At 70.9% G+C, this 25,329-nt stretch carries 26 protein-coding genes; 13 read left to right on the top strand and 13 right to left on the bottom strand.

From position 1 onward, the window contains the following. Positions 1-13: 13 nt before the first annotated feature. Positions 14-655, bottom strand: coding sequence for a maleylpyruvate isomerase family mycothiol-dependent enzyme (locus ACZ6SA_RS19390; RefSeq protein WP_465829329.1), 642 nt, complete (start codon positions 653-655; stop codon positions 14-16). A 246-nt stretch (positions 656-901) separates the two neighbouring features. On the opposite strand from ACZ6SA_RS19390, the gene ACZ6SA_RS19395 reads away from it, so the two are divergent. Further along, on the top strand, positions 902-2,098 hold the full coding sequence (locus tag ACZ6SA_RS19395; protein ID WP_347647868.1) for a cytochrome P450: 1,197 nt from the start codon (positions 902-904) through the stop codon (positions 2,096-2,098). A gap of 41 nt (positions 2,099-2,139) precedes the next feature. On the opposite strand, the gene ACZ6SA_RS19400 is transcribed toward ACZ6SA_RS19395, so the two are convergent. The 5 genes from ACZ6SA_RS19400 to ACZ6SA_RS19420 all read right to left on the bottom strand — a co-directional run bounded on the left by ACZ6SA_RS19400 (position 2,140) and on the right by ACZ6SA_RS19420 (position 6,940). After that, entirely contained in the window at positions 2,140-2,502 is a 363-nt protein-coding gene (locus ACZ6SA_RS19400) for an NADPH-dependent FMN reductase (protein ID WP_465829528.1), read from the bottom strand. Next, positions 2,499-2,843, bottom strand: coding sequence for a winged helix-turn-helix domain-containing protein (locus ACZ6SA_RS19405; protein WP_347647867.1), 345 nt, complete (start codon positions 2,841-2,843; stop codon positions 2,499-2,501). The genes ACZ6SA_RS19400 and ACZ6SA_RS19405 overlap by 4 nt, the downstream gene beginning before the upstream one ends. A gap of 107 nt (positions 2,844-2,950) precedes the next feature. Next, positions 2,951-4,399: an RICIN domain-containing protein gene (locus ACZ6SA_RS19410; RefSeq protein WP_465829331.1), complete on the bottom strand. Its 1,449-nt coding sequence runs from the start codon at positions 4,397-4,399 to the stop codon at positions 2,951-2,953. Then, positions 4,396-5,820 carry a pectinesterase family protein gene (locus ACZ6SA_RS19415; protein ID WP_465829333.1) on the bottom strand — a complete coding sequence of 475 codons (1,425 nt, stop codon included), beginning with the start codon at positions 5,818-5,820 and terminating at the stop codon, positions 4,396-4,398. The genes ACZ6SA_RS19410 and ACZ6SA_RS19415 overlap by 4 nt, the downstream gene beginning before the upstream one ends. A 106-nt stretch (positions 5,821-5,926) precedes the next feature. Next, positions 5,927-6,940 carry a LacI family DNA-binding transcriptional regulator gene (locus ACZ6SA_RS19420; protein ID WP_347647864.1) on the bottom strand — a complete coding sequence of 338 codons (1,014 nt, stop codon included), beginning with the start codon at positions 6,938-6,940 and terminating at the stop codon, positions 5,927-5,929. A 184-nt stretch (positions 6,941-7,124) separates the two neighbouring features. Here ACZ6SA_RS19420 and ACZ6SA_RS19425 point away from each other — a divergent pair, with 184 nt between their 5' ends. The 6 genes from ACZ6SA_RS19425 (at position 7,125) to ACZ6SA_RS19450 (ending at position 13,717) form a co-directional block, all read left to right on the top strand. After that, complete coding sequence (locus ACZ6SA_RS19425) at positions 7,125-8,039, top strand: carbohydrate ABC transporter permease (RefSeq protein WP_347647863.1); 915 nt, start codon at positions 7,125-7,127, stop codon at positions 8,037-8,039. Continuing rightward, on the top strand, positions 8,036-8,857 hold the full coding sequence (locus ACZ6SA_RS19430; RefSeq protein ID WP_347647862.1) for a carbohydrate ABC transporter permease: 822 nt from the start codon (positions 8,036-8,038) through the stop codon (positions 8,855-8,857). Before ACZ6SA_RS19425 ends, ACZ6SA_RS19430 begins: the two co-directional genes overlap by 4 nt. Beyond that, complete coding sequence (locus ACZ6SA_RS19435) at positions 8,854-10,275, top strand: glycoside hydrolase family 43 protein (protein WP_465829336.1); 1,422 nt, start codon at positions 8,854-8,856, stop codon at positions 10,273-10,275. Before ACZ6SA_RS19430 ends, ACZ6SA_RS19435 begins: the two co-directional genes overlap by 4 nt. A 6-nt stretch (positions 10,276-10,281) precedes the next feature. After that, positions 10,282-11,577 (top strand): ABC transporter substrate-binding protein, encoded by a 1,296-nt coding sequence (locus ACZ6SA_RS19440; protein WP_465829338.1) that lies wholly within the window; start codon positions 10,282-10,284, stop codon positions 11,575-11,577. A gap of 75 nt (positions 11,578-11,652) precedes the next feature. Further along, complete coding sequence (cpt, locus tag ACZ6SA_RS19445; RefSeq protein WP_347647859.1) at positions 11,653-12,186, top strand: chloramphenicol phosphotransferase CPT; 534 nt, start codon at positions 11,653-11,655, stop codon at positions 12,184-12,186. Positions 12,187-12,322: 136 nt separating this feature from the next. After that, positions 12,323-13,717 (top strand): PLL family lectin, encoded by a 1,395-nt coding sequence (locus ACZ6SA_RS19450; protein ID WP_465829341.1) that lies wholly within the window; start codon positions 12,323-12,325, stop codon positions 13,715-13,717. Between the two features lie 53 nt (positions 13,718-13,770). Here ACZ6SA_RS19450 and ACZ6SA_RS19455 read toward each other — a convergent pair whose 3' ends face one another. Beyond that, on the bottom strand, positions 13,771-15,105 hold the full coding sequence (locus tag ACZ6SA_RS19455; RefSeq protein ID WP_347647857.1) for a lipase family protein: 1,335 nt from the start codon (positions 15,103-15,105) through the stop codon (positions 13,771-13,773). Positions 15,106-15,343: 238 nt separating this feature from the next. Here ACZ6SA_RS19455 and ACZ6SA_RS19460 point away from each other — a divergent pair, with 238 nt between their 5' ends. Further along, positions 15,344-15,592 carry a hypothetical protein gene (locus ACZ6SA_RS19460; protein WP_347647856.1) on the top strand — a complete coding sequence of 83 codons (249 nt, stop codon included), beginning with the start codon at positions 15,344-15,346 and terminating at the stop codon, positions 15,590-15,592. A 71-nt stretch (positions 15,593-15,663) separates the two neighbouring features. Here ACZ6SA_RS19460 and ACZ6SA_RS19465 read toward each other — a convergent pair whose 3' ends face one another. The 3 genes from ACZ6SA_RS19465 to ACZ6SA_RS19475 form a co-directional block, all read right to left on the bottom strand. Further along, entirely contained in the window at positions 15,664-16,800 is a 1,137-nt protein-coding gene (locus tag ACZ6SA_RS19465; protein WP_465829343.1) for a serine hydrolase domain-containing protein, read from the bottom strand. Positions 16,801-16,906: 106 nt separating this feature from the next. Then, the gene (locus tag ACZ6SA_RS19470) at positions 16,907-17,569 is read right to left on the bottom strand and encodes a response regulator (RefSeq protein ID WP_465829345.1); all 663 of its coding nucleotides are present in this window, start codon (positions 17,567-17,569) and stop codon (positions 16,907-16,909) included. Continuing rightward, a complete protein-coding gene (locus tag ACZ6SA_RS19475; RefSeq protein WP_465829347.1) occupies positions 17,557-18,828 on the bottom strand; it encodes a sensor histidine kinase in 1,272 nt (423 codons plus the stop codon). The genes ACZ6SA_RS19470 and ACZ6SA_RS19475 overlap by 13 nt, the downstream gene beginning before the upstream one ends. 139 nt (positions 18,829-18,967) lie before the next feature. Between ACZ6SA_RS19475 and ACZ6SA_RS19480 the strand changes: the two genes are divergently transcribed. The 4 genes from ACZ6SA_RS19480 to ACZ6SA_RS19495 all read left to right on the top strand — a co-directional run bounded on the left by ACZ6SA_RS19480 (position 18,968) and on the right by ACZ6SA_RS19495 (position 21,152). Further along, on the top strand, positions 18,968-19,198 hold the full coding sequence (locus ACZ6SA_RS19480; protein ID WP_347647852.1) for a hypothetical protein: 231 nt from the start codon (positions 18,968-18,970) through the stop codon (positions 19,196-19,198). Between the two features lie 100 nt (positions 19,199-19,298). Further along, on the top strand, positions 19,299-19,817 hold the full coding sequence (locus tag ACZ6SA_RS19485; RefSeq protein WP_465829350.1) for a hypothetical protein: 519 nt from the start codon (positions 19,299-19,301) through the stop codon (positions 19,815-19,817). Between the two features lie 67 nt (positions 19,818-19,884). After that, a complete protein-coding gene (locus ACZ6SA_RS19490; protein ID WP_465829352.1) occupies positions 19,885-20,295 on the top strand; it encodes a cupin domain-containing protein in 411 nt (136 codons plus the stop codon). Continuing rightward, positions 20,292-21,152: an NAD-dependent epimerase/dehydratase family protein gene (locus tag ACZ6SA_RS19495; RefSeq protein ID WP_465829354.1), complete on the top strand. Its 861-nt coding sequence runs from the start codon at positions 20,292-20,294 to the stop codon at positions 21,150-21,152. The genes ACZ6SA_RS19490 and ACZ6SA_RS19495 overlap by 4 nt, the downstream gene beginning before the upstream one ends. Before the next feature lie 26 nt (positions 21,153-21,178). Here the strand turns inward: ACZ6SA_RS19495 and pdxR are convergent, their stop codons facing one another. The 3 genes from pdxR to ACZ6SA_RS19510 all read right to left on the bottom strand — a co-directional run bounded on the left by pdxR (position 21,179) and on the right by ACZ6SA_RS19510 (position 24,368). After that, on the bottom strand, positions 21,179-22,606 hold the full coding sequence (gene pdxR, locus ACZ6SA_RS19500; protein ID WP_465829356.1) for a MocR-like pyridoxine biosynthesis transcription factor PdxR: 1,428 nt from the start codon (positions 22,604-22,606) through the stop codon (positions 21,179-21,181). 128 nt (positions 22,607-22,734) lie between these two features. Further along, entirely contained in the window at positions 22,735-23,901 is a 1,167-nt protein-coding gene (locus ACZ6SA_RS19505; protein WP_347647850.1) for a zinc-dependent alcohol dehydrogenase, read from the bottom strand. Beyond that, positions 23,898-24,368 (bottom strand): hypothetical protein, encoded by a 471-nt coding sequence (locus ACZ6SA_RS19510; protein WP_347647849.1) that lies wholly within the window; start codon positions 24,366-24,368, stop codon positions 23,898-23,900. Before ACZ6SA_RS19510 ends, ACZ6SA_RS19505 begins: the two co-directional genes overlap by 4 nt. A gap of 253 nt (positions 24,369-24,621) precedes the next feature. Here ACZ6SA_RS19510 and ACZ6SA_RS19515 point away from each other — a divergent pair, with 253 nt between their 5' ends. Further along, positions 24,622-25,326, top strand: coding sequence for a TetR/AcrR family transcriptional regulator (locus tag ACZ6SA_RS19515; RefSeq protein ID WP_465829359.1), 705 nt, complete (start codon positions 24,622-24,624; stop codon positions 25,324-25,326). Positions 25,327-25,329: the final 3 nt, after the last annotated feature.

Below are 25,329 nucleotides of genomic sequence, written 5' to 3' on the forward strand. Positions count from 1 at the left end.
CGCGGTCGCCGGCTCACCCCCGGCCGCAGCGCTCGCGCAGGGTCGCGACGCCGTCGCCGTCGAGCTCGTCGCAGTGGGCGGTGCGCCCGGTCATCGCCATCACGAGCGCCAGCGTGCTGCCGGAGACGAGCGCCCCCGAGCCGGTCGCGAAAGGACCGTCGGTCGCCTCCAGCCGCAGGCCGCCGATCCGCCCCTTGGCGAGGACGACGAGATCGGAACCCCGGTAGTAGCGCGCCAGGCGGGTGAGCGTGCCGATCGGGTGGTCGCGGCGGATGCCCAGCGGCCGCCTGATGTCCTCCCCGTGCACGACCGTCTCGCCGAGTATCGCGATGGCGGGGAGCGGCGGCGAGGTCGTGCTCGTGACGGCGCGCCGGAAGCCCTCCAGCGTGTCCTTCGGGGTCGCGCCCAGGTGCTCGGCCAGCCGCATCGCCACCTGCTTGTCGAAGTCGAACCTGCAGCGGATCACGCCCGCCAGCCACCTCAGGGCAGTGAGGTTCGCCGAGGACGTGAGGTGGGCGAGCACCTCGCGCACGGTCAGCCCGGCGCACAACGACGGCGTCGCCCACTGATCGTCGGTCAGATCCGCCAGATCCGCCGCGAGTGCCGCCCGCTCCGCGTGGATCAGCGGCCAGACGTCTTCGCCGTGCTTCGTCATGCTGGGTGCTCTCCTGCTGTGGGTCCTGACTCGTACGGAGAGAAGACTCCCGGACGCGGACAAAGTCATCGCTCCCCCTGCCATCGCATCATCGCCATTTGGGGGCAAAAGGGATCTTAGATGTGAAACGTATATTTCGCCGCGCGACGCAGGGAGAACATTTACGTATACGCGTATGATCGCCCTAGAGGGCGCCCGCCCTGGTTGTTACGGTTCTCGCGATACCGCGACTATCCAGGGGGTTTCATGGGCGAGTCCTCGACCGTCCCGCTGCACATGCGGCGGGTGGGGTTCGATCCCGCGCCGGAGCTGACGGCCGCGCGCGACGGCGAGCGGGTCAAGCGCATCACGACGGCGTTCGGCGACGAAGCCTGGCTCGTGACCCGCTACGCGGACGTACGCGAGGTGCTGGGCGACTCCGAGCGGTTCAAGATCGCGCCGCAGGGCATCGCGCGGTTGCCCGGATCCCCGAAGATGACCGAGGAGCAGCGGGCCAAGGTACGCGCGGGCAACCTGCTCGGCGTCGACCCGCCCGAGCACACCCGGCTGCGCAGGATGCTCACCGCCGAGTTCACCATCCGCCGCATGCGCCGGCTCGAACCGCGGATCAAGCGCATCGTGGACGACCACCTCGACGCCATGGAGGCCGCCGGCTCGCCCGCCGACCTGGTGTCGTCGTTCGCGCTGCCGATCCCGTCACTGGTGATCTGCGAGCTGCTCGGCGTCCCGTACGAGGACCGCGAGACCTTCCAGCACCGCACCAGCAGGATGCTGGACATGACGGTGCCGGGGGAGGAGCGGCTGCGCATGCAGTTCGAGCAGCGCGCCTACATGGAGCAGCTGGTCGCCCGCATCCAGGCCGACCCAGGCGACGAGCTGCTCGGCATGCTGGTCCGCGAGCACCCCGACGACCTGACGACCGACGAGCTCGTCGGCATCGGCGGCCTGCTGCTGTTCGCCGGGCACGAGACCACCTCCAACATGCTCTCCCTCGGCACGCTCGCCCTGCTGCGCCACCCCGAACAGCTCGAACTGCTGCGCAAGGAGCCCGAGCGCATCGACGCCACCGTCGAGGAGCTGCTGCGCTGGCTCAGCATCGTGCACTCCGGCACCACCAAGATCACGACGTCCGAGGTCGAGATCGGCGGCCAGACCATCGGGCCGGACCAGCTGGTGATCTGCTCGCTGCCCTCCGCCAACCGCGACCCCGAGCTCATGTCCGGCGCCGACACGTTCGACATCACCCGGGGCGCGCCCGGCCACCTCGCCTTCGGTCACGGCGTGCACCACTGCCTCGGCGCCCCGCTGGCCCGCATGGAGATGCGCATCGCGTTCCCCGCCCTGCTCCAGCGCTTCCCCGAGCTGCGCGTCGCCGACTCGGGCACCAACTTCCGCTCCTTCAGCGTCGTGTACGGCATGACCGCGCTGGAGGTCGCCTGGTAAGCGCTCCTTCACCGGTCCGGGAGAACGGGACAGCGGCCCCTTCACCGGCTCCGACAACCGGACATCGATCCTTCTCCGACGTGGGAAAGTGTCGGCCCGGCCGGATACCGTGCAAGCGTCATGTCCAGGACGTCACGTCGCACGAGCTGATCGGCAGGGTGCACCCTGCCGCGCTGCTGCATGCCGAGATCTCCAGGGCGATCGGCAGCCACGGCGGCCTGCCACTCGTCATAGGCGAAGTCGATCGCCTGCTTGAGCGGGGCGGGGAAGCCGCGGTTGTACTCGGAGGTGACGACGACGAACGCGTCCGCGGCGCCGACGGCTCCGGCGAAGCGGCACATGGCCGGCGTCGCCTGTGCCGGATGGCGCGCGGGGGGTCCTGCGGAATCCCGTCCGGGTGTCAGCCGGCGGGCCTGATGGTGTAGCCGACCCCGCGCACGGTGTGGATCATCGGGGGGCGCCGGGCGTCGATCTTGCGGCGCAGGTACGAGATGTACAGCTCGACGACGTTGCCCTGGCCCGCGAAGTCGTAGGCCCACACCCGGTGGAGGATCAGCGCCTTGCTGAGCACCCGCCCGGGATGGTGCATGAGCAGCCGGAGCAGCTCGAACTCGGTGGGCGACAGCTTGATCTCCACGCCCGCCCGTCGTGCCTCGCGGGTTCTCTGGTCGAGCGTGAGGTCGCCGACCACGAGCGCGGGCAGGCGTACGGCCTCGGACCACAGGGTCGGGATGGTCGTGTGCATGCTCGTGATGATGGCGTCCGCGCATGAGTTTTTGATGATGACGGTTTCGCAGTCCGCTGTGAAAGGCGGGGCGCCCGGCCGCGTCGCGGGCCGGGCGCCCGGGTGGCTCAGGTGCCGATGTTGCTCTGCGGCCCCGCGTACGTCCTGAGTATGGACGGCACGTCGGCGGCCGGGTCGAGCGTGTAGGAGTAGAACGAGCTCGGGTCGAAGGCCGAGCCGCCGGTCTCGCGCTGCCCGGTCGAGTTGACGACGATGCTGCCGCTCTGACGGAGCTGGGCGGCGTCGTCCTTGTAGTAGGGGTCTTTCACGTTGTCGTAATAGCTGTTCTCGATCACCATCCTGGTGGCGCCGCGCGAGTAGTTGCCGTAGCCGGTGATGTTCTGCAGGTGGTTGTTGTACAGGTGGGCGTAGGCGACGTTGTCGGTGCTGGGGTTGCGCGAGTTGGTGTCGTGGATCCAGTTGTGATGGATGGTCATGCGGGCGGTGACGTTGTCGGTCCAGCCGATGCCGAATGTCTTGTTGTTCTCGGCGAGGATGTTCCACGACACGGTGAGGTACGTGGTGTCCTTGCGGCTGTCGATCAGGCCGTCGTTCATCCGCATGAGCTTGTTGTGGTCGATCCAGATGTGGTCGGCGGTGTCGAGCTGGATGGCGTCGTAGTCGTACGCGTCGTCGCCGGGGTCGTCGTCGGCCATCCGGGTGTCGCGGATGGTGAGGTTGCGGATGATCACATTGCGGACGCCGGCGCCGACGAAGAAGCCGCCGCCCACGATCTGGCCCGACGTGCCCACTCCGACGATGGTCTTGTTGGAGCTGACGCGGATCTCGGTGCCGTACGGGGTGATGGGGATGGCGCCGCTGACTTTGATCACGTATGGGGTGCCGGCGGTGGCGTAGCGGACCAGGTCGGACTGGTTGGTCACGGTCACGGTGGGCCCGGCCGCGCCGCCGGTGGTGCCGTTCACGCCGCCGGCGTTGATCGAGGCGAACCCGTCGGCCACGTCCGGCCAGGTGCGTCCGGACGTCAGCGGGGTGAAGGCCCACTGTTTGTTGCTGTTGTGGGTGCAGGTTTCCTGGATGAGGGCGGCGCCGTTGGTGGTGGAGGCGTTCTGGTCGCTCATGCACAGGCCGCTGGCGATGCTGATGATGTGGTAGGTGCCGGTGCCGGAGGGTGCGAAGCGCCAGAGTTGGTTGGTCTTGTTGTGGTCGCCGCAGCCCCATTGCTGGAGTCGTAGTCCTTGGGTGGTGGCGCCGTTGGGGACGTCGATGCAGCGTCCGCTGTTGATGTTGGACAGGGTGTATCGGCCGTTGCCGGCGGAGGTGACCTTGAAATGTTGCCAGGGGCTGTTGTTGTTGCAGGTCCACTGCTGGAGTTGGGCGCCGTTGACGGTGGAGTGGTCCACCACGTCGGCGCACTTGCCGCTGGTGGCCACGACGAGTTGGTAGACGCCGCCCGCGACGGGTTCCGCCACCGCTCCGGCGGGAGCCGGGGATGCCACCGGTGCGAGGGTCGCGGCCAGCATGGCGATCACTAAGTACCAGGGTCTCTTCGTCATAGGGGGTTCCATCCGTCTGATCCGGCCAGGTACTTCTGCGGGGTGTGGTCGGCGGCCTGGGCGTCGGTGAGCTGCGGCCGGTTGGAGTTGATCGTGGCGCCCGACCCGGTGTTGCGGTATTCGAAGAAGCGGGCGTTCCGCCAGTCGTTGTCGGACATGTTGGTCCACGGTGCCGACGTGTTGATCACTGAGCTGAGCGAGCACTCCCGGTAGAGCACCTGCGCGTCCGGACGCCAGGGGCGGCCCAGCGTGGTCGTGCCGGCGGCCGACGCGCCGGTGATCCGCGACCTGTAGAACAGGAAGCCGTAGGTCCGGCCGGCCGCCGTGCTGGCGGCGGTGATCGGGCCGCCGGTGCTGCGCTTCTCGCGGATGTCGCTGTCGTCGAACACGGCGATGCCGCCGCCGAAGATGAAGTCGACGGTGCCTTCCACGTACGAGTCCGAGATGTAGGCCCGGGCCGAGTCGTTGACCAGGAACGTGTCCTGATCGCCGAGCAGTCGCACGTTCGTCAGCCTGGCCCGATCGGCGCCCAGGTTGAGCGCCACCGCCTGGTGGCCGCTAGGGGCCGAGTTCTCGTCGAAGTCGTTGGAGATCGTCAGGTTCTCGGCGATGAAGTCGTGGCCGTCGATGAACGCGGTCGCGCTGCCGGACGTCCCGTATTCGCCCGCGTGGTGGTTGTTGACGATAACCGTTTGGGCCGCCGAGGAACCGAGGCCCTGGAGCGTCACGTACGGCTTGTTCGAGGGGATCCGGACGATCTCGCGGTACGTCCCGGGGGCGATGGTGATCGTGACCCGGCCGGCGTTTCCCGCCGGCACGGCGTCGACAGCGGCCTGCACGGTCCGGTAGGTGCCCGAGCCGTCCGCCGCCACGGTGGCTCTGCCGGTCGAGAGGGGGGTGAAGGCCCACTGTTTGTTGCTGTTGTGGGTGCAGGTTTCCTGGATGAGGGCGGCGCCGTTGGTGGTGGAGGCGTTCTGGTCGCTCATGCACAGGCCGCTGGCGATGCTGATGATGTGGTAGGTGCCGGTGCCGGAGGGTGCGAAGCGCCAGAGTTGGTTGGTCTTGTTGTGGTCGCCGCAGCCCCATTGCTGGAGTCGTAGTCCTTGGGTGGTGGCGCCGTTGGGGACGTCGATGCAGCGTCCGCTGTTGATGTTGGACAGGGTGTATCGGCCGTTGCCGGCGGAGGTGACCTTGAAATGTTGCCAGGGGCTGTTGTTGTTGCAGGTCCACTGCTGGAGTTGGGCGCCGTTGACGGTGGAGTGGTCCACCACGTCGGCGCACTTGCCGCTGGTGGCCACGACGAGTTGGTAGACGCCGCCCGCGACGGGTTCCGCCACCGCTCCGGCCTGGGGTAACGGCCCCCAAGCCAGCATCGCCGCCGCTGCGAGCACGACGGCGCCCGCACGTCTGCGCTTGGACATCCGCGCTCTCCTTCCTCTCGGGCCATGAGGAAGCATCAGCACAGATATGTATGTCAAGTAAACAAACTAAAGCGGGGTCGAAAGGCCTAGGTGAGGCGTGAAAGTTTCATGCCGCGGCGGTGCTCGAACGCACGATCAGCGCCGTGGGCAGCTCCGTCCTGGCCGGCCGGCCGCCGGAGAGCAGCGCGGCAAGGGCGGCTCCGCCCAGCTCAGGCCAGGGCTGGCGGACCGTGGTCAGCGCGGGCGTGACGTGCCCGGCCGCCCACGAGTCGTCGAACCCGACCACGCTCACGTCGTCGGGCACCCGGTGGCCGTGCTCGCCGAGCGCCTGCAGGACGCCGACCGCCATCGAGTCGGAGCAGGCAAAGACGGCGCTCGGCGGCTCGGGGAGCCCGGCGAGCAACTCGCGGGTGGCCTCCAGGGCGCGCTCGCTCTGGAAGTAGCCGCACACCTCCCAGCGCGGGTCCACCCGGAGCCCGGCGGCGGCCATCGCCTCGCGGTAACCGGACAGGCGTTCGGCGGCGCACGGCACGCCCGGGCGGCCGGTCACGATGGCGATGCGCTCGTGCCCCAGTCCGATGAGGTGCTCGGTGGCGGCGCGGGCCCCGGCCAGGTTGGCTGACACGACGACCGGCATCCCGGGCGGCGGCTTGCGGCGCGGGTCGACGATCACCAAGGGGATCCCGTGGTCGGCCAGCCAGGTGCGCTGGGTCGCGGTCGGTGACGTGCGCACCAGCAGCGCACCTGCGCTGTCGCGGGTGCTGATCCGGTCCAGCCAGGCGGACGGAGGCTGGCCGTTCTTGGTGCTCCTCGCCGCCGCGGAGACCACGAGGTCAACGCCGAGCCGCCAGGCTGCCTCCTCCACACCACCGAGGATCGCCAGCGCGTACACCGAGTCCAGGCCCTGCATCATGACGTCCACCATGCTGCCGCGCGCGGGCTTGGCCCGCTGCCGGGGGTAGCCGCGCCGTTCCAGCACCTCACCGACCAGGCGGCGGGTGTGCGAGGAGATGTCGGGCCGGCCGTTGAGCGCTTTGGAAACGGTTGCAACAGACACGCCGGCCTCGCGGGCGATCACGGCCAGCTTGGGCAGTGGCGGGGGCGTTTCCGGGGCGGTCATGTCCCCCACTCTGCTCCGGTTGCCCCGGCCCAGGCCAGGTGGCCGCCGCGAAAATTTCGAGATTTCGGCATTTCGCCTGATAGCAGGGCTCGGCGCGTTCATCTGCCATTGACGATGCGTTCGTGCTCGCGCAACGTTTCCCTGCAACCGATTGCACAATCGACCACCCGAAGGAGTCGTGCACGTGGCCGTCGTCTCGGCGCGTCCTCCCAGTAAGAAGTCACGCCGTTCCGGCACGTGGACACCATATTGGCTGATCGCCCCATCAGTGATCGCGATGCTCGGGTTCCTCGTCTACCCGATGGCCAGCGTGATCTACTACAGCCTCCAGCACTACAACGTCACCAAACCCTGGGACAACGGCTTCGCCGGGCTCGAGAACTTCCGCACGCTGCTGTTCGAGGACCCGATCTTCTGGCAGAGCCTCGGCTTCAGCCTCAAATGGGTGGTCGTCCAGGTCACGCTCCAGCTCCTGCTCGGCCTCGCGCTCGCGCTGATCGTCAACGAGAGCTTCGTCGGCCGGGCTCTGTCGCGGGCGATGGTGTTCTCCCCGTGGGCGGTCTCGGGGGTGCTCACGACCGCGATCTGGGTGCTGCTCTACAACCCGTTCACGGGGGTGTCGCGCTATCTCGCGGACATGGGCCTCATCGAGTACGGGGCCGCGCCGCTGGCCGACCCGGACACCGTGTTCTGGGCCGCCGTGCTGGCCGAGCTCTGGCGCGGGGTGCCGTTCTTCGCAATCCTGCTCCTCGCCGACCTGCAGTCGGTGTCGAAGGACCTGTACGAGGCCGCGTCCGTGGACGGCGCCGGCCGGCGGCGCAGGTTCTTCCACATCACGCTGCCCCACCTGAAAGACGCGATCATCCTGTCGACGTTGCTGCGCTCGGTCTGGGAGTTCAACAACGTCGACCTGCTCTACACGCTGACCGGCGGCGGCCCCGCCCACCAGACCACCACGCTGCCGCTGTACGTGGCCTCGCTGGCCGCCCAGTCGCACGACTTCGGCTACGCCACCGCGCTGACCACCGTGGCGTTCCTGATCCTGACCTTCTTCTCCATCGTCTACCTGCGGCTCAGCAAGTTCGGGGTGAAAGCATGACCCTGAGGGCGAACCGGGTGTCCCGGTGGCAGATCTACCTCCCGCTCGGCCTGTACCTGCTGTTCACGCTGGTGCCGTTCTACTGGATGCTGGTCTTCGCGTTCCGGCCCAGGGGCTCCACGGCGATCGTGCCGTGGCCGATCACGTTCGAGCACTTCGACACGGTCTGGAATGGGATGGGATTCGCCGTCTTCTTCCGCAACAGCCTGCTCGTCGGCATCGCCTCGCTGATCACGACCACGGTGGTGGCGCTGGCCGGAGGTTATGCCCTGGCCCGTTACGCCTTCCGCGGCAAGGCCGCGTTCATGATCGGGATGCTGTGCACACAGTTCATCCCCGGCGCCCTGATGATCATTCCGCTGTTCGAGATCTTCCGGACGCTGACGCTGACCAACTCGCTGTGGAGCCTGGTCATCGCGGAGACCGTCTTCCAGCTCCCGCTCTCCCTGATCCTCATCAGCGGCTTCATCAGGAACATCCCGTACGAGCTGGAGCAGGCGGCCTGGGTCGACGGCTGCGGCCGGCTGCGCGGATTCCTGGCCGTCGTGCTGCCCCTCCTGCGCCCGGCGCTGGTGGCGGTCGGCTCGTTCGCCTTCATCCACAGCTGGAACAACTTCCTTTTCGCCCTCATGTTCATCAACGACCAGGAGAAATTCACCGTGCCCGTGGGCCTGGCCTACAACCTGGGCGAGAACAGCGTCGACTTCGGCGCCCTCGCCGCCGGCGGTGTCGTCGCCGCCCTGCCCGTCGTCATCGTCTTCGCGTTCATCCAGCGCTACCTCGTCCAGGGCATGTCGGCCGGGGCGGTGAAGGGATGAGCCGCACCTACCGCAACCCCGTGCTGAACGCCGACTGGTCCGACCCGGACGTGATCCGGGTCGGCGCGGACTTCTATCTGACGGCCTCCACCTTCACCAAGGTGCCGGGGCTGCCGATCCTGCACTCACGCGACCTGGTCAACTGGACGATCATCGGGCACGCGTTCACCAGCGGGTACGACGACGTACGGCCGGGCTGCGGGGTGTGGGCGCCGTCGCTGCGCCATCACGACGGCCGGTTCTGGATCTTCTACGGCGACCCCGACGTGGGGATCTGCGTGGTGAGCGCCGTGGACCCGCGCGGCCCGTGGACCGCGCCGCACGTCGTCAAGCCGGGTCTCGGGCTCATCGACCCCTGCCCGCTGTGGGACGACGACGGCCAGGCGTACCTGGTCCACGGCTGGGCGAGGAGCCGCGCGGGGGTCAACAACCGGCTCACCCTGCACCGCATGGCGCCGGACGCGCGGAAGGTGCTCGACGGCGGCACGCTGATCATCGACGGCGACCTGCTGCCGGGCTACCGGACGCTGGAAGGGCCCAAGCTCTACAAGCGCGACGGGACGTACTGGATCTTCGCTCCCGCGGGCGGAGTGGAGCAGGGCTGGCAGTCGGTGTTCCGGGCCGCGTCGATCTTCGGCCCGTACGAGGACCGGATCGTGCTGCGGCAGGGCGGCACGGACGTCAACGGCCCGCACCAGGGCGGCTGGGTGGACACCCCGTCCGGTGGGCACTGGTTCATGCACTTCCAGGACCGCGGTCCCTACGGCCGGGTCGTCCACCTGCAGCCCATGGAGTGGAACGGCGGCTGGCCGGTCATGGGTACGGACGGTGAGCCGGTGCCCGGAGGCCCGGTGCCGGTCGAGGGCGGCGGGCCGGGCGCGCCCGCGACCTCCGACGACTTCGCCGGACCCAGGCTCGGCCTGCAGTGGAGCTGGCAGGCCAATCCCGACCCCGCCTGGTGGGAGCTGTGGGACGGCAGGCTCCGGCTGGCCTGCGTGCCGGGCCCGGACGACCTCGGGCAACGCCCGTCCGTGCTCGGGCAGCGGCTGCCCGGCGACCCCTGCACGGTCACCACGAGCCTCACGCTGGACGGCGAGGGCCGGGCAGGGCTGGCCGTCATCGGGACCACCTCCGCGTGGGCCGGGCTGGAGCGCACCCGAGGCGGGACGGTGCTGGTGTGCGGGGACATGGAGCCTGTGCCGGTCGAGCACGGCTCGCCCGTCACCGTCGGCGCGCGGGTCGGCGACGGCGCGATCGTCACGTGGCTGGCCGACACGGGGGCGGGGCCGCGCGAGATCGGCGCCCCCTTCCAGGCCACGCAGGGCCGGTGGGTGGGGGCGGTGCTCGGCCTGTTCGCCGCGGGCAGCGGCACCGGTCAGGCGATCTTCGACGCGTTCACCGTGGACATCGAAAGGTAGCAGGCAATGACACGACGTGTGGCGGCGGTTTTCCTCGCTGTGACCGTTCTCGCCGGGTGCGGCTCCGACGCGGCCTCCGAGGGCACGACCGAGATCACCTTCTGGGACACCAACGCCGGGCCCGCGCGCACGCCGGTCTGGCAGCACGTGATCGCCGAGTTCGAGAACACCAACCCGGCCATCAAGGTCAACTACGTGGGCGTGCCGATCGCGCAGGCCCCGCAGAAGCTCGGCACCGCCATCGCCGGTGGCGGCACTCCCGACGTGGCCGACGTTGCCACCTCTGGGCTCGGCATCCTCGTCGCCCAGAAGGCGCTGGAGCCGGTGGACGAGCGCATCGCCGCCAACCCCGCGCTGAACGGCAAGTTCAGCGAAGGGCTCATGGCCACCGTGAAGAACGTCGTGCCGGACCGCAAGGCGTACATCATCCCGACCTCCACCAACGCGGGCGCCTTCTGGTACCGCAAGGACTGGTTCAAGGAGGCCGGGCTGGAGCCGCCCGAGACGTGGAGCGAGTTCTTCACCACCGTGGACAAGCTCACCGAACCGGAGGAGAACCGGTACGGGTTCACCATCCGCGGCGGCTCCGGATCCATCGCCCAGATGCTGGAGGTCGTCTACGGCCAGTCGGGTCTCACCGCGTTCTTCGACCCCACAGGCAAGGCCACCCTCAACGACCCGCGCAACGTGACGGCACTGGAGAAGTACGCCGTCCTCTACAAGAGGAACACGCCCGAGGGGGACCTGCAGAACGACTACGTGAAGATGGTCGCCCAGTTCGACACGGCGGGCAACATCGCGGTCATGCAGCACAATCTGGGCTCCTACCAGGACCACATGAAGGCGCTCGGACCGGACAAGGTGGGCTCGTTCTCCGTGCCCAGGTCCGACTCCGGCACCCAGTCGGTGTTGTCCAGCCCGGTCAGCGGCGTGGCGGTGTTCTCGGCCGGCAAGCAGAAGGAGGCCGCGTTCGAGCTCGCGGAGTTCTTCGCCTCCAAGCAGGCCGACAGCTACATCGCCGAGAAGACCGGCGTCATCCCGGCCAACAAGGACGTCGCCGGCGAGCCGTGGTTGTCGGAGGCGGAGCACATCGCCGAGGCGCAGCGGGTGATGAACGCCCCGGAGACCAAGGTCGTGCAGATGCCGTACCACCTGCCGGAGTTCAACGAGATCACCAAGACGTGGGCGGAGCCGCTGTTCCAGAAGGTGCTGCTCGGCCGGCTCGGCGCCAAGGAATTCCTTGACCAGTTCGCGGCCAGACTGACCGAGGCCCAGGCCGCGTACAAGAAGCGGAACGGCTAGCTGACCAGGGCGTTGTCCACCGTACTGCCCGAAATGTGCTTTCAGGTCCGCTGTCGGACGCTCTAGTGTGGCGTCGTGACCACTAACGTGATCTTGCTGAACGGTGGGTCCAGTTCGGGGAAGTCCGGCATCGCCCGGTGCCTCCAGGCGGTCCTGCCCGACCCATGGCTGGCTCTCAGCGTCGACACCATGGTCGACGCGATGCCCGCTGCCATGCGGGGGTCGGAGTCCGGGATCGAGTTCGCTCCGGACGGCGCCGTGAACGTCGGGCCGGAGTTCATGGCTCTGGACGCGGCGTGGACCGAGGGGGTCGCCGCCATGGCCCGTGCGGGTGCCCGGATCGTCATCGACGACGTCTTCCTCGGGGGAGCGGGATCCCAGGAGCGGTGGCGGAAGGCTCTCGCCGGGCTGGACGTGTTGTGGGTCGGCGTCAGGTGCGAGAGCGCGGTCGCGGCCGGCCGCGAGATCGCGAGGGGCGACCGGCCCCGGGGCATGGCCGCTCTGCAGGCGGAGGTGGTCCACCAGGGCGTGACCTATGACCTGGAGGTCGACACCACCCGCACCGAGTCCCTGGACTGCGCGCGGGTCATCGCCGCCCGGGTCGGCTGAGCGGGGGTCCCCCGCGAGGGCGGTCTTGGGAAGACACATATGACCCCAGAGTGATCAAACTGTTACTCATAGTTACTATGGGTCGGGTTGGTGCACGTATGCAGCGTGCAGCCGCGGATCACTCCAGGGGGCTGAAATGACCGATGACACCCGGGCCGAGAAGATAGAGATCGACGCTGAGGAGACGGCGGTGGGGGCCGAGGCCACGCTGCTGCACTCCCAGGACGACCCGGCGGCCTCGGCGGCGATCGACGAGGCGGTGGCGTCAGAGCTGCTGGAAGACGCCTCCGCCCGCACCGCGGCCGAGGCCAGGCGCGAGAGCGAGAGCCAGATCGCCGCACTCGCCGCGCACGATCAGGAGCGCGTACGCGGGCTCCAGCGCGACCTGGGCGCCATGGGCGCGGAGGTCTGGCCGGTGGCCAGATGGTGGGGTTTCGAGATCCACCTCAACGAGAGCGCGGCGCTGCTGGCCTCCGAGATCGCGCAACCGGCAGGAGAGCTCTCGGGCACCGTGCTGGGCTCCTGGCTCGCCCGGATCGTGGAGCGCTCGGTACGGGACAAGGCCGCCTGGATCACTTCGGCCGCCCGGCCGTACGGGGTCCGGCTGGTCTCGCCGTGGACCGCGCCCGCCATGCTCGTCCCCGCCCGCGACGACGACAGGCCCGGCGGCGACGCCCAGCTCTACTGGGCGATGCACGAGCCGGACGAGGGGTGGAGCGACGACCAGCCGTTCGTCGACCACTTCAGCGTCTCGGGGCCGGCCCTCGCGGAGTTCCAGGACCGCCTCTACCTGGCGCACCGCGGCGGCGACGGCGACTCCAGCCTGTGGTGGGCGGTCTACGACGCCGAGGAGGGCTGGAGCGAGGACCAGCGGTTCCCCGAGCACTTCAGCGACTCGGGGCCGGCGCTGGCCGCGTACGACGGGCAGCTCCACTGCGTGCACCGGGGCGCGGGCGACGACGCGCTGTGGTGGACGCGCTGGGACGGCACCTGCTGGACCCCCGACCAGAAGCTGCCCGGCCACGCCGGCTCCGCCGCCCCCGCGCTGGCCGCGTACGACGGGCAGCTCCACTGCGTGCACCGGGGCGCGGGCGACGAAGCGTTGTGGTGGACGCGGTGGGACGGCGCCGAGTGGAGCCCCGACCGGCGGCTGCCCGGCCACTCCAGCCGGTCGAACCCGGCGCTGGCCGTCTACCAGGGCCACCTCTACTGCGTGCACCGCGGCGCCGGCGAGGACTCGTCGTTGTGGTGGACGCGGTGGGACGGCGCCGAGTGGAGCCCCGACCAGAAGCTCCCCCGCCACCACGCCGCGGAGGGCCCGTCGCTGACCGTCTACAAGGACCGCCTCTACTGCGTGCACCGCGGCGACGCCGACCAGAGCCTGTGGTGGACCGCTTTCAACGGCTCCGGCTGGAGCATCGACCAGCGGCTGCCCGGCCACCACAGCGGCGAGGGCCCGGCCGTCATCGCCTACCGCGACAAGAACGCCACCCGCGACCAGCTCATGTGCGTGCACAGGGGCCGCCGCTGAAACGCCCCGCAGAAACACCGGGTGCCGGCCCGAGCCGGCACCCGGTGCGCGGGTCACCACCCCGCGAGCTGCTCCAGGAACCACTCGACCAGGGTCGGGGACACGCTGCTGTGCGCCGAGTTGCCGAGGTCGCAGCAGAACGCGTCCAGGAACGTCTCGTCCTTGGGCAGGTCGCTGAGGTCGCGGTAGAGCTCGGCCTGCCACTGGAAGGGGTCCCTGGCCAGGGCGACCGCGCTGACCACGGGGACGAAGCAGCCGGCGCGCAGGGCGTTGTCGATCGGCAGGCCCATCGCGTCGGCGAGCCGGCCCCACGAGTCGAGCGTGCCGCCCGGAGCGCCGTCGAACGCGGCCACGTGGCTGGTGGCGCTCGTCCACACCGGCCCGCCGAACCGTACCGTGCCGACGTTCTGCAGCTCGCCCAGGTCCGGCTGGATCCTCGCGGTGAGCTGCAGGGAGTCGTGGCGCAGGTCGAAGACCGGCGTGCCCGGCGGCAGGACGGGGCCCGTGCCGTTGCCGATCCCGTTGGCCATCCCCAGCTTGTACGGGCGCATCGGGAACCAGCCGACCCGGCGCAGGTCGTCGAGGAAGCCGGTGCGCAGCGTGCTGGCGGTGGCGACCGGGCCCGAGTAGTTCTCGTTCTCGACCCAGGCCCACAGGAGTTGCTGCGCGGCCGGGCTGCGGATCAGGTCGGCCTGGCCCGGCCCGTCGGAGGGCGGCTGGATCGACTCGTGCAGGTAGGCCAGCTGCTGGAGCACCAGCGGGATCCAGGCGCCGAGGTGCGGCGTGTCGTAGGAGAAGTACTTGTCCGTCTGGTGGTCGAGGCGCTCGCTCTCCATGCGGGCCAGCGCGTACCTGGTGATCATGCCGCCCATGCTGACGCCGCCGACGACCAGCGGATCGTCGCCCCGGCGCTCCTCGATGGCGCGCAGGACGCAGGTGACGGCGACGGCGGCGTTGGCCTGGATGTAGGTGTGCCGCTCGTCGAAGCCGAGCAGCACCACGTCGATGCCCATCATCCTGAGCTGGTCGAGGAACCCGGGGACGTTCTTCTGGTAGGGGGCGTTGAGGTGCAGCCAGAGTGCGTCGAGATCGCTCGGCCCGTGGTTGAAGCCGTCGGCGATGATCAGTGGCCGCGACAGCGCCGTGTGCCCCTCCGCCAGGTGCACGGCGGCCCGGCCGGTGGCCGTGTGGCCCTGGTACGGCTCGTCGCCCACCAGGTCCCAGACGAGGTCGGCCCTGGGCGCCTGGCCGTCGCGCTCGGGCGGCGTGGCGAACCAGACCCCCTGACGCCCGAGCGCGTCCGCGATGCGCTGGACCTGGTCGGCGGAGAGAGTGCCCTCGATCCCCGCTGCCTTGGCCTCGACGTCGATTCTCGGTTCCTGGGACATGTGCTCGATCCTCTCGCTCAAAGCGAAGCCCGCTGGGCCACTGGCCTCACCTTACGGTCACTCTTAGCGATATATCGAGCACATACGGTAGTGGCGCTACTTGTCCGCAGGTCCCCTGGTTTCACCGCCTCCAGTGGGGTAAGCGCAGTGCTGAGGCCAAGCCGGGCACCCGTGCGGCGACGGCCGCCAAGCACTGTCGGCAGGCACTGCCGGCACGTTCTGTCGGCGAGGAGCCGCGATGTCACTCATCGATCCGGAATGCGTCCGTCAACTGCTGGACTCGCGCCACCAGGACGCCACGCTGGTCTACGTCCGCGGCGACTGTGTCGTGCTGCCGGCCGCCGAGGTGGACGACGCCCACCGGGGCCTGGTCATCGCCAGCCGCGACGAGGTGGCGGCCCAGTTCCCCGACGACGGCCCGACCGACGAGACGCTGGAGGCCGTCGCGACCCGGCTGGACAACATCGTCAGGGACCTGGGCGCCTGACGCCGGCGAGCCCGCCCGCTCCCACGGAAGCGGCCGGGCTCCGGAGAACGGCGGGCGCGGCCCGCGCCGGGTCATTCGCAGAGGGCGCGGTCCAGCGCGGTCTCGATGTTCTTGACGGTCTTCATGTCGGCGGGGAGCGCGGTGGTGGCGATGGTGGCCGCCCGCCCGTCCTCGGTCGCGGCGTTGCTCGTGGCGTAGCCGGGGGCGGAGCCGCCGTGCGACCAGGCGACGCCGCCGCAGCTCAGCTTGAAGGTGGCGATGCCGAGCCCGTAGCGGGCCTTGCCCGAGGTGTCGAACTGCGGGGCGGCGACGGTCTTCTTCATCTGCGCGAGCTGCGCGGGCCTGAGCAGCCTGCCGTCCAGCAGCCCGACCATGAACCGGTTGAGGTCGCTCGGCGTGGAGACCAGCTGGCCGGCGGCCCAGGCCATGGACGGGTCCATCGTGGACACGTCGGTGTACGGCTCGTCGGGCTTCGTCCGCCAGTAGCCCTTGGGGTGCGGCCCGCGGATCCTCTGCTCGCCCAGGCTCGGCCAGTACGTCTTCTCCAGGCCCAGCGGCTTGATGACGCGCCGGGTGATCTCCTCGCCGACCGGCCGGCCGGTGACCTTCTGGATGATGAGCCCGGCGAGCACGTAGCCGGTGTTGCTGTAGCTCCAGCGGCCGACGGGCGTGCCCTTCCGCGTCCTGGCCGCCTCGACCAGCTCGTACGGCTCGTAGTGGCGGTGCTGGATGTCGAAGTAGTCCTTGAGCAGCACGCCGTCGTAGTCGGGCAGGCCGGCGGTGTGCTGGAGCAACCGGCGTACCGTGATCTTCCTGCCGTCGCCGGCCTTGCCGCGCAACATTCCGGGCAGGTACTGCTCGACCTTTCCGTCCAGCTTGATCTTGCCCTCGCCGACCAGCTGCAGAACGACCACGGCGGTGAACATCTTGGTGTTGCTGGCGATGCGCACCCGGCCGTCCACGGGCACCTCGGCCCCGGTCCGCAGGTCGGCCACGCCCGCGGTGTAGCGCCGGGTGCGCCCGTCGCGCCCGCGCACCGCCGCCAGGGCGGCGGGGAACCCGCCGTCGGTGACCAGCGCGTCGAGCCTGCGCTGCAGGGACGACGACGGCTCGGCCGCGCTCGCCGGGGCGGCCGCCAGCGTGCCGGCCAGCGCCAGCCCGGTCAGTCCTGCCAGCGTACGCCGGGTGGTGACACGCGGATCGATCATGGGGGGAACGCCTCCTGCTCGCGGCTGTCTGTGATGCCTCCAAGCATGTCGGCGAGCCGGTCCCTCGAGCGATCCCACGTGCTGGAGTCCGGCGGTACAGCCAGCACTACGCCGAGTGCCGCGCACCGCTCTCGAGGTAGTGCAGAACGGCGGCCACCCGGCGGTCCGTGCGATCCGTGGGCGCCAGGTCGAGCTTGGCGAAGATGTTGCGGATGTGCTTGTGCACGGCGCCGTCGGTGACGAAGAGCCGCTCGGCGATGGCCGCGTTGCCCAGGCCTTCGGCCATCAGCGCCAGCACGTCGCGCTCGCGCGGGCTGAGCCGTTCCAGCCGGTTGCCTGGGCGGGTGCGGGTGAGGAGCTGCGCGACGACCTCCGGATCGATCGCCGTGCCGCCGTCCGCCACCCGGTGCAGCGCGCTCAGGAACTCCTGCACCCGCCCCACCCGCTCCTTCAGCATGTAGCCCAGCCGGGAGCTGCCGTGGGCGAGCAGCTCGGTGGCGAAGGCCTGCTCGACGTACGCCGACAACACGAGCACCGCCAGGCCCGGCTGCCGGCGCCTGGCCTCGACGGCGGCCCTGATGCCCTCGTCCGTGTGGGTGGGCGGCATCCGCACGTCGACGATGGCCGTGTCGGGCCTGTGGGCGTCCACCGCCTCCAGGAAACCGTCGGGGTCCGCCGTGGTGGCCACGACGTCGAGCGCCTCGGCGCGCAACAGCAGCGCGAGACCCTCGCGCAGCAACGGGTCGTCCTCGGCGATCACAATCCGCATGGCAAACTCACATTCAGGGTGGTCGGCCCACCTGGGGGGCTGGTCAGCGCAAACGTTCCGTCGTGCGCTTCCGTACGGTGACGGATCCCGGCGAGGCCGGACCCGGATCGTTCCCCGGCTCCGCCGCGGCCGTCGTCGACGATCGTCAGCCAGAGCCGGTCGTCCCGCTGGCGGACGGTGACGGTGGCGCGCCCCGCCCCGCTGTGCCGGGCGACGTTGTTCAGCGCCTCGGCCACCACGAAATAGGCCGTGGCCTCGACGGACACGGCGCACCGGCGGGGGAGGTCGGCGTCGATCCCGCAGGGCACCGGACTGGCCGCCGCGAGGCCCGTCAGCGCGTCGGACAGGCTCCGGTCTTCGAGCACCGGAGGCAGGATGCTGCGCACGACGCCGCGCAGTTCGGCGAGCGCCTGCTCGGCGGCGCCCTGCGCGTCCTCGAGCATGGCCTCCGCGGTCGCCGGGTCGCGGGCCACCGCGCGGCGGGCGGCGCCGAGCATGACGGTGACGGCGACGATCCGGTTCTGGGTGCCGTCGTGCAGCAGCCGTTCGATCCGCCGCAGTTCGGCGGCGTGCGCGTCGACCGCCGCCGCGCGGGTCGCGGTGAGCTGGGCGACCCGCAGCGCCAGGTCCGCCCCAGGGACGGGGGCCAGCAGCCGGCGGCCCGGCCACGCCTGTAACCGCGGGATGACCGGGACCAGAAGGAGGGTGAGGGCGATCCACCCCAGACCCATCAGGACGACCACGAAGGTGTCGGTGAGCTCGTCGACCTCCAGCAGGCCCATGCCGGGGCCGCCGGTCTCGCCCGGCGGCAGGAGCCGCCACCACAGGGGATAGGTGAGGTCACGCGCGGCGTAGAGCGGAAGGGTGATGCCGGCCAGGCCGAGCACCAGCCCGAAGCTCCCGTGCGTGAGCGCCCAGGCCAGCTCGCGCCGGGTCACCGGCTGTTTGAGAGCGGCCCGCAGCCCGGACGGCAGCGGATCGGGGACGATGATCTCCGGGCCCCAGCGGGACAGCCGCGCCCGCTCGCGGTCGGCGATGGCCCGCAGCACCCGCAGCGCGGTGGGCAACACGAGGAGGCCGGCGCCGACCAGGCAGGCCAGCGCGCTGACGATCACCCCGAGCAGGGCTATCAGCGTCAGGACCGCCGTGCCGAACCCGCCGGCCAGATATTCGAGCCCGTCGAGGGTGGCGCGGGCGCGAACGATCGGGTCCCATGGGCGGACCGGCTGCTCACCCCTCGCAGGGTCGTTGACCGGCATTCCCGCACCTCCCGTGCACGACGATAGGACATCGTCGGAGGACCGGTGGAGATCGCCGGGGAAGAGTACAGCCTGCTGTACCGCCGGTGTCCCGATGGCGGGATCGCCGATGCCGGCGACGCTCCGTAGCTTCGACGGCATGACGACCACGACGAGTGAGGAGCGCACCATGACCGACTCCGGCATCGCCGCCCGCGGCAGGATGACCAGGCCCGTTCTCTGGGCGCTGCTGGGCGTCAGCGCCGTGTGCAACATGGTGACGTCCACGATCGGCATCAATCCGCTCATCGGGATCGGCTTCGGCCTGCTCACGCTGGCGCTGGGAGCCGGGTTGATCGCCCAGTACCGCAAGGAGCGCCGCCGCCGGTGACGGAGCACCCGCCCCCGTGGTGCCGGCTGGCTCCACCGGGGGAGGAGGTTCCCCCGGTGGAGGGAACCTCCGGCGGCCCGTCGCCGACAGGCTGGCGGGCATGAAACGAACCATCGCACTCGCCACCCCGATCGCCGCCCTCGCCCTGCTGGCCGGCCCTGCAGGGGCTGTCACGGCCCCCGAGGCGCCCATGTACTCGTTGCGCGGCAGCGCCTCGGGGACGCTGCCCGAGTCGTTCGGCCAGTGGGCGGGGGACAAGGTGCGCTTCGCCATCGACGCCAGGAGTGACGGGGCGAAGACGCGGGGCACCTTCGACGTGTTCCACGCGGGCAAGCCCGGCGAGCCGGCCGTGGGCGAATTCCAGGGCAGGATCAGCTGCCTGGTCGCGGCCGACGGCATCGCGGTCGCCACCGGGGTCATCACCAAGGGTCACGTCACCATCGGCGACAAGCCGGCCATGGACGTGACCGGCAAGAAGGTCTCCTTCACCGTCCACGACAAGGGGCGCCGCGACACCATGTTCTGGATGTGGGAGTTCCTGGGCGCGCCGGTCAACGACTGCCAGGGCACGGTGCCGGTGTTCAGACCGTCGAAGAGCAGCCTTAAGGTCAAAAACTGACTGGTTCACTTAATCACTCCCGAACCGGTCTATGTGCGTGGTCCGACGGCCGTCTAGCCTCGGCCGTATGACGATGACGAGACGGTCGCGGACGGTTCTGACGACCCTGGACCACCAGGTCCCGCCGTTCATCCCGCAGGGGGCGGAGATGATGACGGCGAAGGTCGAGTTGCCGCCGGGTGACCCGGGCACGCCGCCGCACCGGCACTCCGGGCCGGTCTTCGGCTACATGCTCGAAGGCGAAATGATCTTCGAGCTGGAGGGGGAGCCCGAACGGGTGATCAGAGCGGGTGAGGCGTTCTGGGAGCCGGGCGGAGACGTGATCCACTACCAGGCGGCCAACAACCTCAAGGACGATTGGAGCCGGTTCGTGGTGGTGATGGCCGGTGTGCCGGGTGAGCCGATGCTCACCCTCGTGGACGAAGGCGAGCTCGTCGCCCGTCGCGACCGCCGCGTGCCCAGGCCCGCGCAGGCATGACCATGCACGTCTTCCTCGCGGGCGCCACCGGCGTGCTCGGCCACCACATCGTGCCGCGGCTGCTCGCCGCGGGCCACCAGGTCACGGCGCTGACCAGGGGCCGGCGGCCGGTGCCTGACGGCGCCGCCGCCGTGCGCGGCGACGTCCGCGACGCGCACGGCCTCGCCCTGGCGGTCCGCGAGGCCGCCCCCGACGTGATCATGCACCAGCTGACCGACCTGAGCGGCGGTGACCCCGCTGCGAACGCCGAGCTCCGCAAAGCCGGCACCCGCGCCATGGTCGACGCCGCGCTGGCCGCCGGCGTGCGCCGCATCGTGGCACAGAGCATCGCCTGGATGTACGAACCCGGTGACGTCCCCGCGGTCGAGCGGACCCCGCTCGACGTCCACGCCGAGGGCCTGCGGCGGGTCAGCGTCGACGGTGTGGTGGCGCTGGAGGACACGGTTCGCGAGCTGCCCGAATGGGTGGTCCTGAGATACGGGCTGCTGTACGGCCCCGGCACCTTCTACGAGCCCGGCGGCCCGATGGCCGGGCAGGTCCGGCAGGGCGCGCTCGTGGCGGGCCGCGACGTCAGCAGTTTCGTCGAGACCGGGGACGCCGCGACGGCCGCCGTACAGGCACTCGACTGGCCGACCGGGGCGGTGAACATCTGCGACGACGAGCCCGCGCCCGCCGCCGACTGGGTGCCCGCCTTCTGCCGGGCCGTCGGGGCCCCGCCGCCGCCTCGCTCGGACGCTCCGAGGAGCCCGCAGGCGCGGGGCGCGGACAACCACCACGCCCGCAGTCACCTGGGATGGGAGCCCGCCTACCCCTCATGGCGCGACGGATTCGCCGAGGTGATCTCCCGAACGGGCTGACCCCGGCGCGGTGCGGCGGTCGGCTTTTACGCTGACGAGGTGGTGAGCGCGCAGAGGGCCTCCAGGGCGCGGCGCCAGTCGTGCCGGGGCGGGGCGGCGTAGCCGATGAGCAGCGCGGCGGGCCGGTCGCCGGACGGCTCGTGCCAGTAGCCGGCCGCGTGCAGGCCCTGGAGACGGACGCCTGCGCGCCGCCCCGCCTCGATCAGCCGCCGTTCCCGCTCGGCCGAGGGGAGGGGCAGCAGCGCGTGCAGCCCCGCGGCCACTCCCGGCAGCGGTGACGAGAGCCGTCGGGCCAGCTCTGTGCGGCGCCGCCGGTAGACCAGGCGCGAGCGGCGGATGTGCCGGTCGTACTCGCCCCGCTCGATCAGGTCGGCGAAGGCCAGTTGGGTCACGGACGGAACCGACGCCCCGGTGTCCTCGACGGCCCTGATCACCGGCTCGCGCAGCGAGCGGGGGACGATCAGCCAGCCGAGCCGCATCCCCGGTGCCAGTGCCTTGCTGGCGCTGCCCGCGTAGACCACGCGGTCGGGTGCCAGCGCCTGCAGGGCCCCGACCGGGTGGTGGTCGTAGCGGAACTCCCCGTCGTAGTCGTCCTCGATCAGGTAGCCGCCCGTGTGCCGCGCCCAGCCGGCGAACGCCACCCGCCGCTCCGGTGCCAGCACCACGCCCAGCGGGTGCTGGTGCGCGGGGGTGAGCAGCGCGGCCGCGCAGCGTACGGGCAGTCCTGCCGGGTCGGCGCCGCCCGCGTCGACGGCGAGCGGCGCCGTCTCCAGCCCCGCGGCGCGTACGAGCTCGCGGTGGCGCGGGAGACCGGGGTCCTCGGTGGCGATCCGCGTGCCACCGAGGCCGCGCAGGGCCCTGGCGAGCAGCGCCAGCCCGGAGGAGAACCCGCCGACCACGATCACGGAGCCGGCGTGGGCCCGCACACCGCGGGCCCGCCCGGCGTAGCCGGCGATCGCCTGCCGCAGCACCGGCAGCCCGGCCGGGTCGCCGTAGTCCAGGTCACGGGAAGGGGTGGTGGCCAGGGCCCGGCGCACGGCCGACGCCCACGCCGTACGCGGGAACGAGCCGACGTCGGGCCGGCCGGGACGCAGGTCCACCGACCAGGTCTCCGCCTCGTGGGACCTTCCAGCGAGCGCGTCTTCGCCGGGTTCCGCGGTCGGCGTGGGCGGCGTCGCGACCGAGGTGCCCGATCCCGGCGCGCCGGTCAGCCAGCCTTCGGCGATCAGCTGGGTGTAGGCCTGGACGACGGTGCCCCGCGAGATGCCCAGGTCGGCCGCGAGGCTCCGGCTGCCCGGCAACCGGCTGCCGGGCGGCAGCCGGCCGGAGCGCACCCCGTCGCGCAGCGCCGACTCCAGCGACCGCCCCAGCGCTCCCGGCCCGCGACGCCCGTCGCGAGGCCCGTCAAGACGCACGTCGAGATGCAGGTCGAGCCCGCCCGGCTGCTCCGCCACGCCGCCTCCATGCCCCCTGTCACGCCACGTGAACGACGTGAAGGATGGTACGCGTCCACGCCCCGGCGCTCAGGAGCGGGCTTCGTGGTCCGGGGCGGCCGCGGCTCGCGTCCTCCCGACCCGGCCCGTCACGGGCGGAACACGGCCCTGACGCAGCCTTCCTGCTTCGTCTTGAACAGCTCGTAGCCCCTGGGCCCGTCCTCCAGGCGCATGGGGTGGGTGAGCAGGGGCGAGGCGTCGATCTCGCCCTTGCTCATCCGGTCGAGGATCATCGGGATGTAGCGGTGGCCGTGCTGCTGGCCGCCGCGGAGCGTCAGGCCCTTGTTCATGACCGCGCCCATCGGGAACTTGTCGACCACGCCGAGGTAGACGCCGAGCACGGAGACGACGCCGCCCTTGCGGCAGGCGTGGACGGCCTGGCGCAGCGAGATCCCGCGGTCGGTCTGCAGGCGCAGGGCGTGCTTGACCCGGTCGTAGGCGTACTGGGCGCCGGTGCCGTGGCTCTCCATGCCGACGGCCTCGATGCACACGTCGGGCCCGCGCCCGCCGGTCAGCTCCTTGAGCGCCTCCAGCACGTCGGACTCGCCGTAGTCCAGGATCTCCGCGCCCATCTCGGCGGCCATGGCCAGCCGTTCGGGGAACCGGTCGATGACGATCACCCGGTCGGCGCCCATGCGCAGGGACGCCAGGGCCGCCATCTGGCCGACGCCGCCGCAGCCCCACACCGCGACCACGTCACCGGGCCCCACCTCGCCGAGGTCGGCGCCCATCCACCCGGTGGGTACGGCGTCCGAGGCGAACACGGCGCTCGCGTCCGGCACGTCGTCCGGCACGGGGAAGGCGTTGACGTCCGCGTACGGCACCCGTACGTATTCGGCGTGGCTGCCCGCGAAGCCGCCCAGCGCGTGGGAGTAGCCGAAGATGCCCGCCGAGGCGTGCCCGTTCGCCGTCTCCAGGAAGCCGGGGTTGGGGTTGGAGTTGTCGCACAGCGACCACAACCCCTCCTTGCAGTAGTGGCAGCGCCCGCAGCCGATGATCGAGCACACCGTCACTCGTTCGCCGACGCGCCGCCGGCGCACGTCGGGGCCGGTCTCGACCACCTCGCCGACGAACTCGTGCCCGAGCACGTCACCGGCCATCATCGTGGGCACGTAGCCGTCCAGCAGGTGCAGGTCGGAGCCGCACGTGGAGCTCGCGGTGACCTTGACGACGGCGTCCTGCCGGTTGAGCAGCCCGGGGTCGGGGACGTCCTCGACCGCCACCTCGTTCACGCCGGTCCAGCACAGCGCCCTCATCGTGCGCCCTTCCTCGTGAGATGCCGGAACGCCGGCGTGCCGGCGCGGCCGAGCGCGGTGCGGTGGCCCTCGGGCTGCCCGTCGACCAGGAGCACCTCCCCGGTTTCGAGCACCTGCTTCAGCTTCCGTACGCGGTCGCGCGTCTCCCCGTCGGCCTCGCGTACCGCGATCTCGCTGCCCCGGCCGCCGGGTGCGGGCCTGACGCGGATCTCGTGCCGTTCGGCGATCCGGGCCAGTTCGTCGGGCCGGTCGGGGCCGGTCAGCCGGGCCGGGTCCGTCTCGACCGTGACGGTGAACCATCCGTTCGGGTTGGGCGGCGCTGAGCGTGCCGCGCGCACGATCGCCATCCCGGCCACCGCCGCCGCTCCGGCGAGGAGCAGGGCCGTGCGGCCCTTACGCCGCCGGGGGCCGCGGGCGGGCAGTTTCGCGCGGGCCCGGGCGGCCCGCTTTGTGCTGGACGCTTTCATGCTCCGCGGCTGCCCGGGGCCGCCCCCGGCAAACCGGCCCGGCGGAGGGACCTGATCGGCAACACCGGTTGGTCGCGGGTCCAGGTATCAGCGTATATCGTACTCATAACTGGGTACGCTATACGCAGCCAAGGCGCCGCCGCCAGCGAGATCCGTCGAATGCGGCGGTGGGCGGCCCCCGCTACGGTGAGCACATACGCGTTGAGCAGGGGAGTGGCGCGCCGGAGTGGCGCTCCGACGTGAGGGGGAGGCGATGACCGGCGGCAGCCGCGAGGGGTCCGGGCCGCTCACGGGCGCCGAATGGCTCTGGGGAGATCGGCGGCGTGCCCCCAGGGGCCCCAAGCCGGTGCTGCACCTCGACCGGATCGTGGCCGAGGCGATCGCCATCGCCGACGAGGAGGGGCTGGCCGCGCTGTCCATGCAGCGGATCGCCGCCCGGCTCGGCTCCGGCACCATGTCGCTCTACCGCCACGTCTCCACGAAAGACGACCTCGTCAGCCTGATGCTGGACACCGCGATCGGCCCTCCCGCGAAGGAGCCGGCCGAGCCCGGGCACTGGCGGGAGGCGATCGAGCTGTGGGCGCGCGACACCCGCGACATCTTCCTGCGCCACCCCTGGGCGCTCGCGCTGGTGACGACCCGGCGCGTCATGGGGCCGAACGAGACCGCCCGCCTCGAAAGCGCCATGGCCGCCATGTCGGGCGCCGGACTGTCGCCCCGCGACGTGCTGAACTCCGTGCTCCTCGTCAACGGCTACGTCCGCGGCGCCGTCCAGCCGTCCGTCGACCACCAGGACTCCTCCTTCGGCCACGAGCTGATCAGGCGGGCCCAGGACCGTTTCCCTCACCTGAACGCCGTGCTGGGCCACCTCGCCGACGAGGGCAGGCCGGCCGAGGGGTTCGAGTTCGGCCTGGAACGCGTGCTCGACGGCATCGAGGCCTATCTCGACCGGGGATGACGG

This window comes from Nonomuraea sp. NPDC049378, from assembly GCF_055586745.1.

Coding starts and splice junctions, on each gene's coding strand:
- ACZ6SA_RS19390 (WP_465829329.1), bottom strand. CDS start 655: ATGACGAAGCACGGCGAAGACGTCTGGCCGCTGATCCACGCGGAGCGG.
- ACZ6SA_RS19395 (WP_347647868.1), top strand. CDS start 902: ATGGGCGAGTCCTCGACCGTCCCGCTGCACATGCGGCGGGTGGGGTTC.
- ACZ6SA_RS19405 (WP_347647867.1), bottom strand. CDS start 2,843: ATGCACACGACCATCCCGACCCTGTGGTCCGAGGCCGTACGCCTGCCC.
- ACZ6SA_RS19410 (WP_465829331.1), bottom strand. CDS start 4,399: ATGACGAAGAGACCCTGGTACTTAGTGATCGCCATGCTGGCCGCGACC.
- ACZ6SA_RS19415 (WP_465829333.1), bottom strand. CDS start 5,820: ATGTCCAAGCGCAGACGTGCGGGCGCCGTCGTGCTCGCAGCGGCGGCG.
- ACZ6SA_RS19420 (WP_347647864.1), bottom strand. CDS start 6,940: ATGACCGCCCCGGAAACGCCCCCGCCACTGCCCAAGCTGGCCGTGATC.
- ACZ6SA_RS19430 (WP_347647862.1), top strand. CDS start 8,036: ATGACCCTGAGGGCGAACCGGGTGTCCCGGTGGCAGATCTACCTCCCG.
- ACZ6SA_RS19435 (WP_465829336.1), top strand. CDS start 8,854: ATGAGCCGCACCTACCGCAACCCCGTGCTGAACGCCGACTGGTCCGAC.
- ACZ6SA_RS19440 (WP_465829338.1), top strand. CDS start 10,282: ATGACACGACGTGTGGCGGCGGTTTTCCTCGCTGTGACCGTTCTCGCC.
- ACZ6SA_RS19450 (WP_465829341.1), top strand. CDS start 12,323: ATGACCGATGACACCCGGGCCGAGAAGATAGAGATCGACGCTGAGGAG.
- ACZ6SA_RS19455 (WP_347647857.1), bottom strand. CDS start 15,105: ATGTCCCAGGAACCGAGAATCGACGTCGAGGCCAAGGCAGCGGGGATC.
- ACZ6SA_RS19460 (WP_347647856.1), top strand. CDS start 15,344: ATGTCACTCATCGATCCGGAATGCGTCCGTCAACTGCTGGACTCGCGC.
- ACZ6SA_RS19465 (WP_465829343.1), bottom strand. CDS start 16,800: ATGATCGATCCGCGTGTCACCACCCGGCGTACGCTGGCAGGACTGACC.
- ACZ6SA_RS19470 (WP_465829345.1), bottom strand. CDS start 17,569: ATGCGGATTGTGATCGCCGAGGACGACCCGTTGCTGCGCGAGGGTCTC.
- ACZ6SA_RS19475 (WP_465829347.1), bottom strand. CDS start 18,828: ATGCCGGTCAACGACCCTGCGAGGGGTGAGCAGCCGGTCCGCCCATGG.
- ACZ6SA_RS19480 (WP_347647852.1), top strand. CDS start 18,968: ATGACGACCACGACGAGTGAGGAGCGCACCATGACCGACTCCGGCATC.
- ACZ6SA_RS19485 (WP_465829350.1), top strand. CDS start 19,299: ATGAAACGAACCATCGCACTCGCCACCCCGATCGCCGCCCTCGCCCTG.
- ACZ6SA_RS19490 (WP_465829352.1), top strand. CDS start 19,885: ATGACGATGACGAGACGGTCGCGGACGGTTCTGACGACCCTGGACCAC.
- ACZ6SA_RS19495 (WP_465829354.1), top strand. CDS start 20,292: ATGACCATGCACGTCTTCCTCGCGGGCGCCACCGGCGTGCTCGGCCAC.
- ACZ6SA_RS19505 (WP_347647850.1), bottom strand. CDS start 23,901: ATGAGGGCGCTGTGCTGGACCGGCGTGAACGAGGTGGCGGTCGAGGAC.
- ACZ6SA_RS19510 (WP_347647849.1), bottom strand. CDS start 24,368: ATGAAAGCGTCCAGCACAAAGCGGGCCGCCCGGGCCCGCGCGAAACTG.
- ACZ6SA_RS19515 (WP_465829359.1), top strand. CDS start 24,622: ATGACCGGCGGCAGCCGCGAGGGGTCCGGGCCGCTCACGGGCGCCGAA.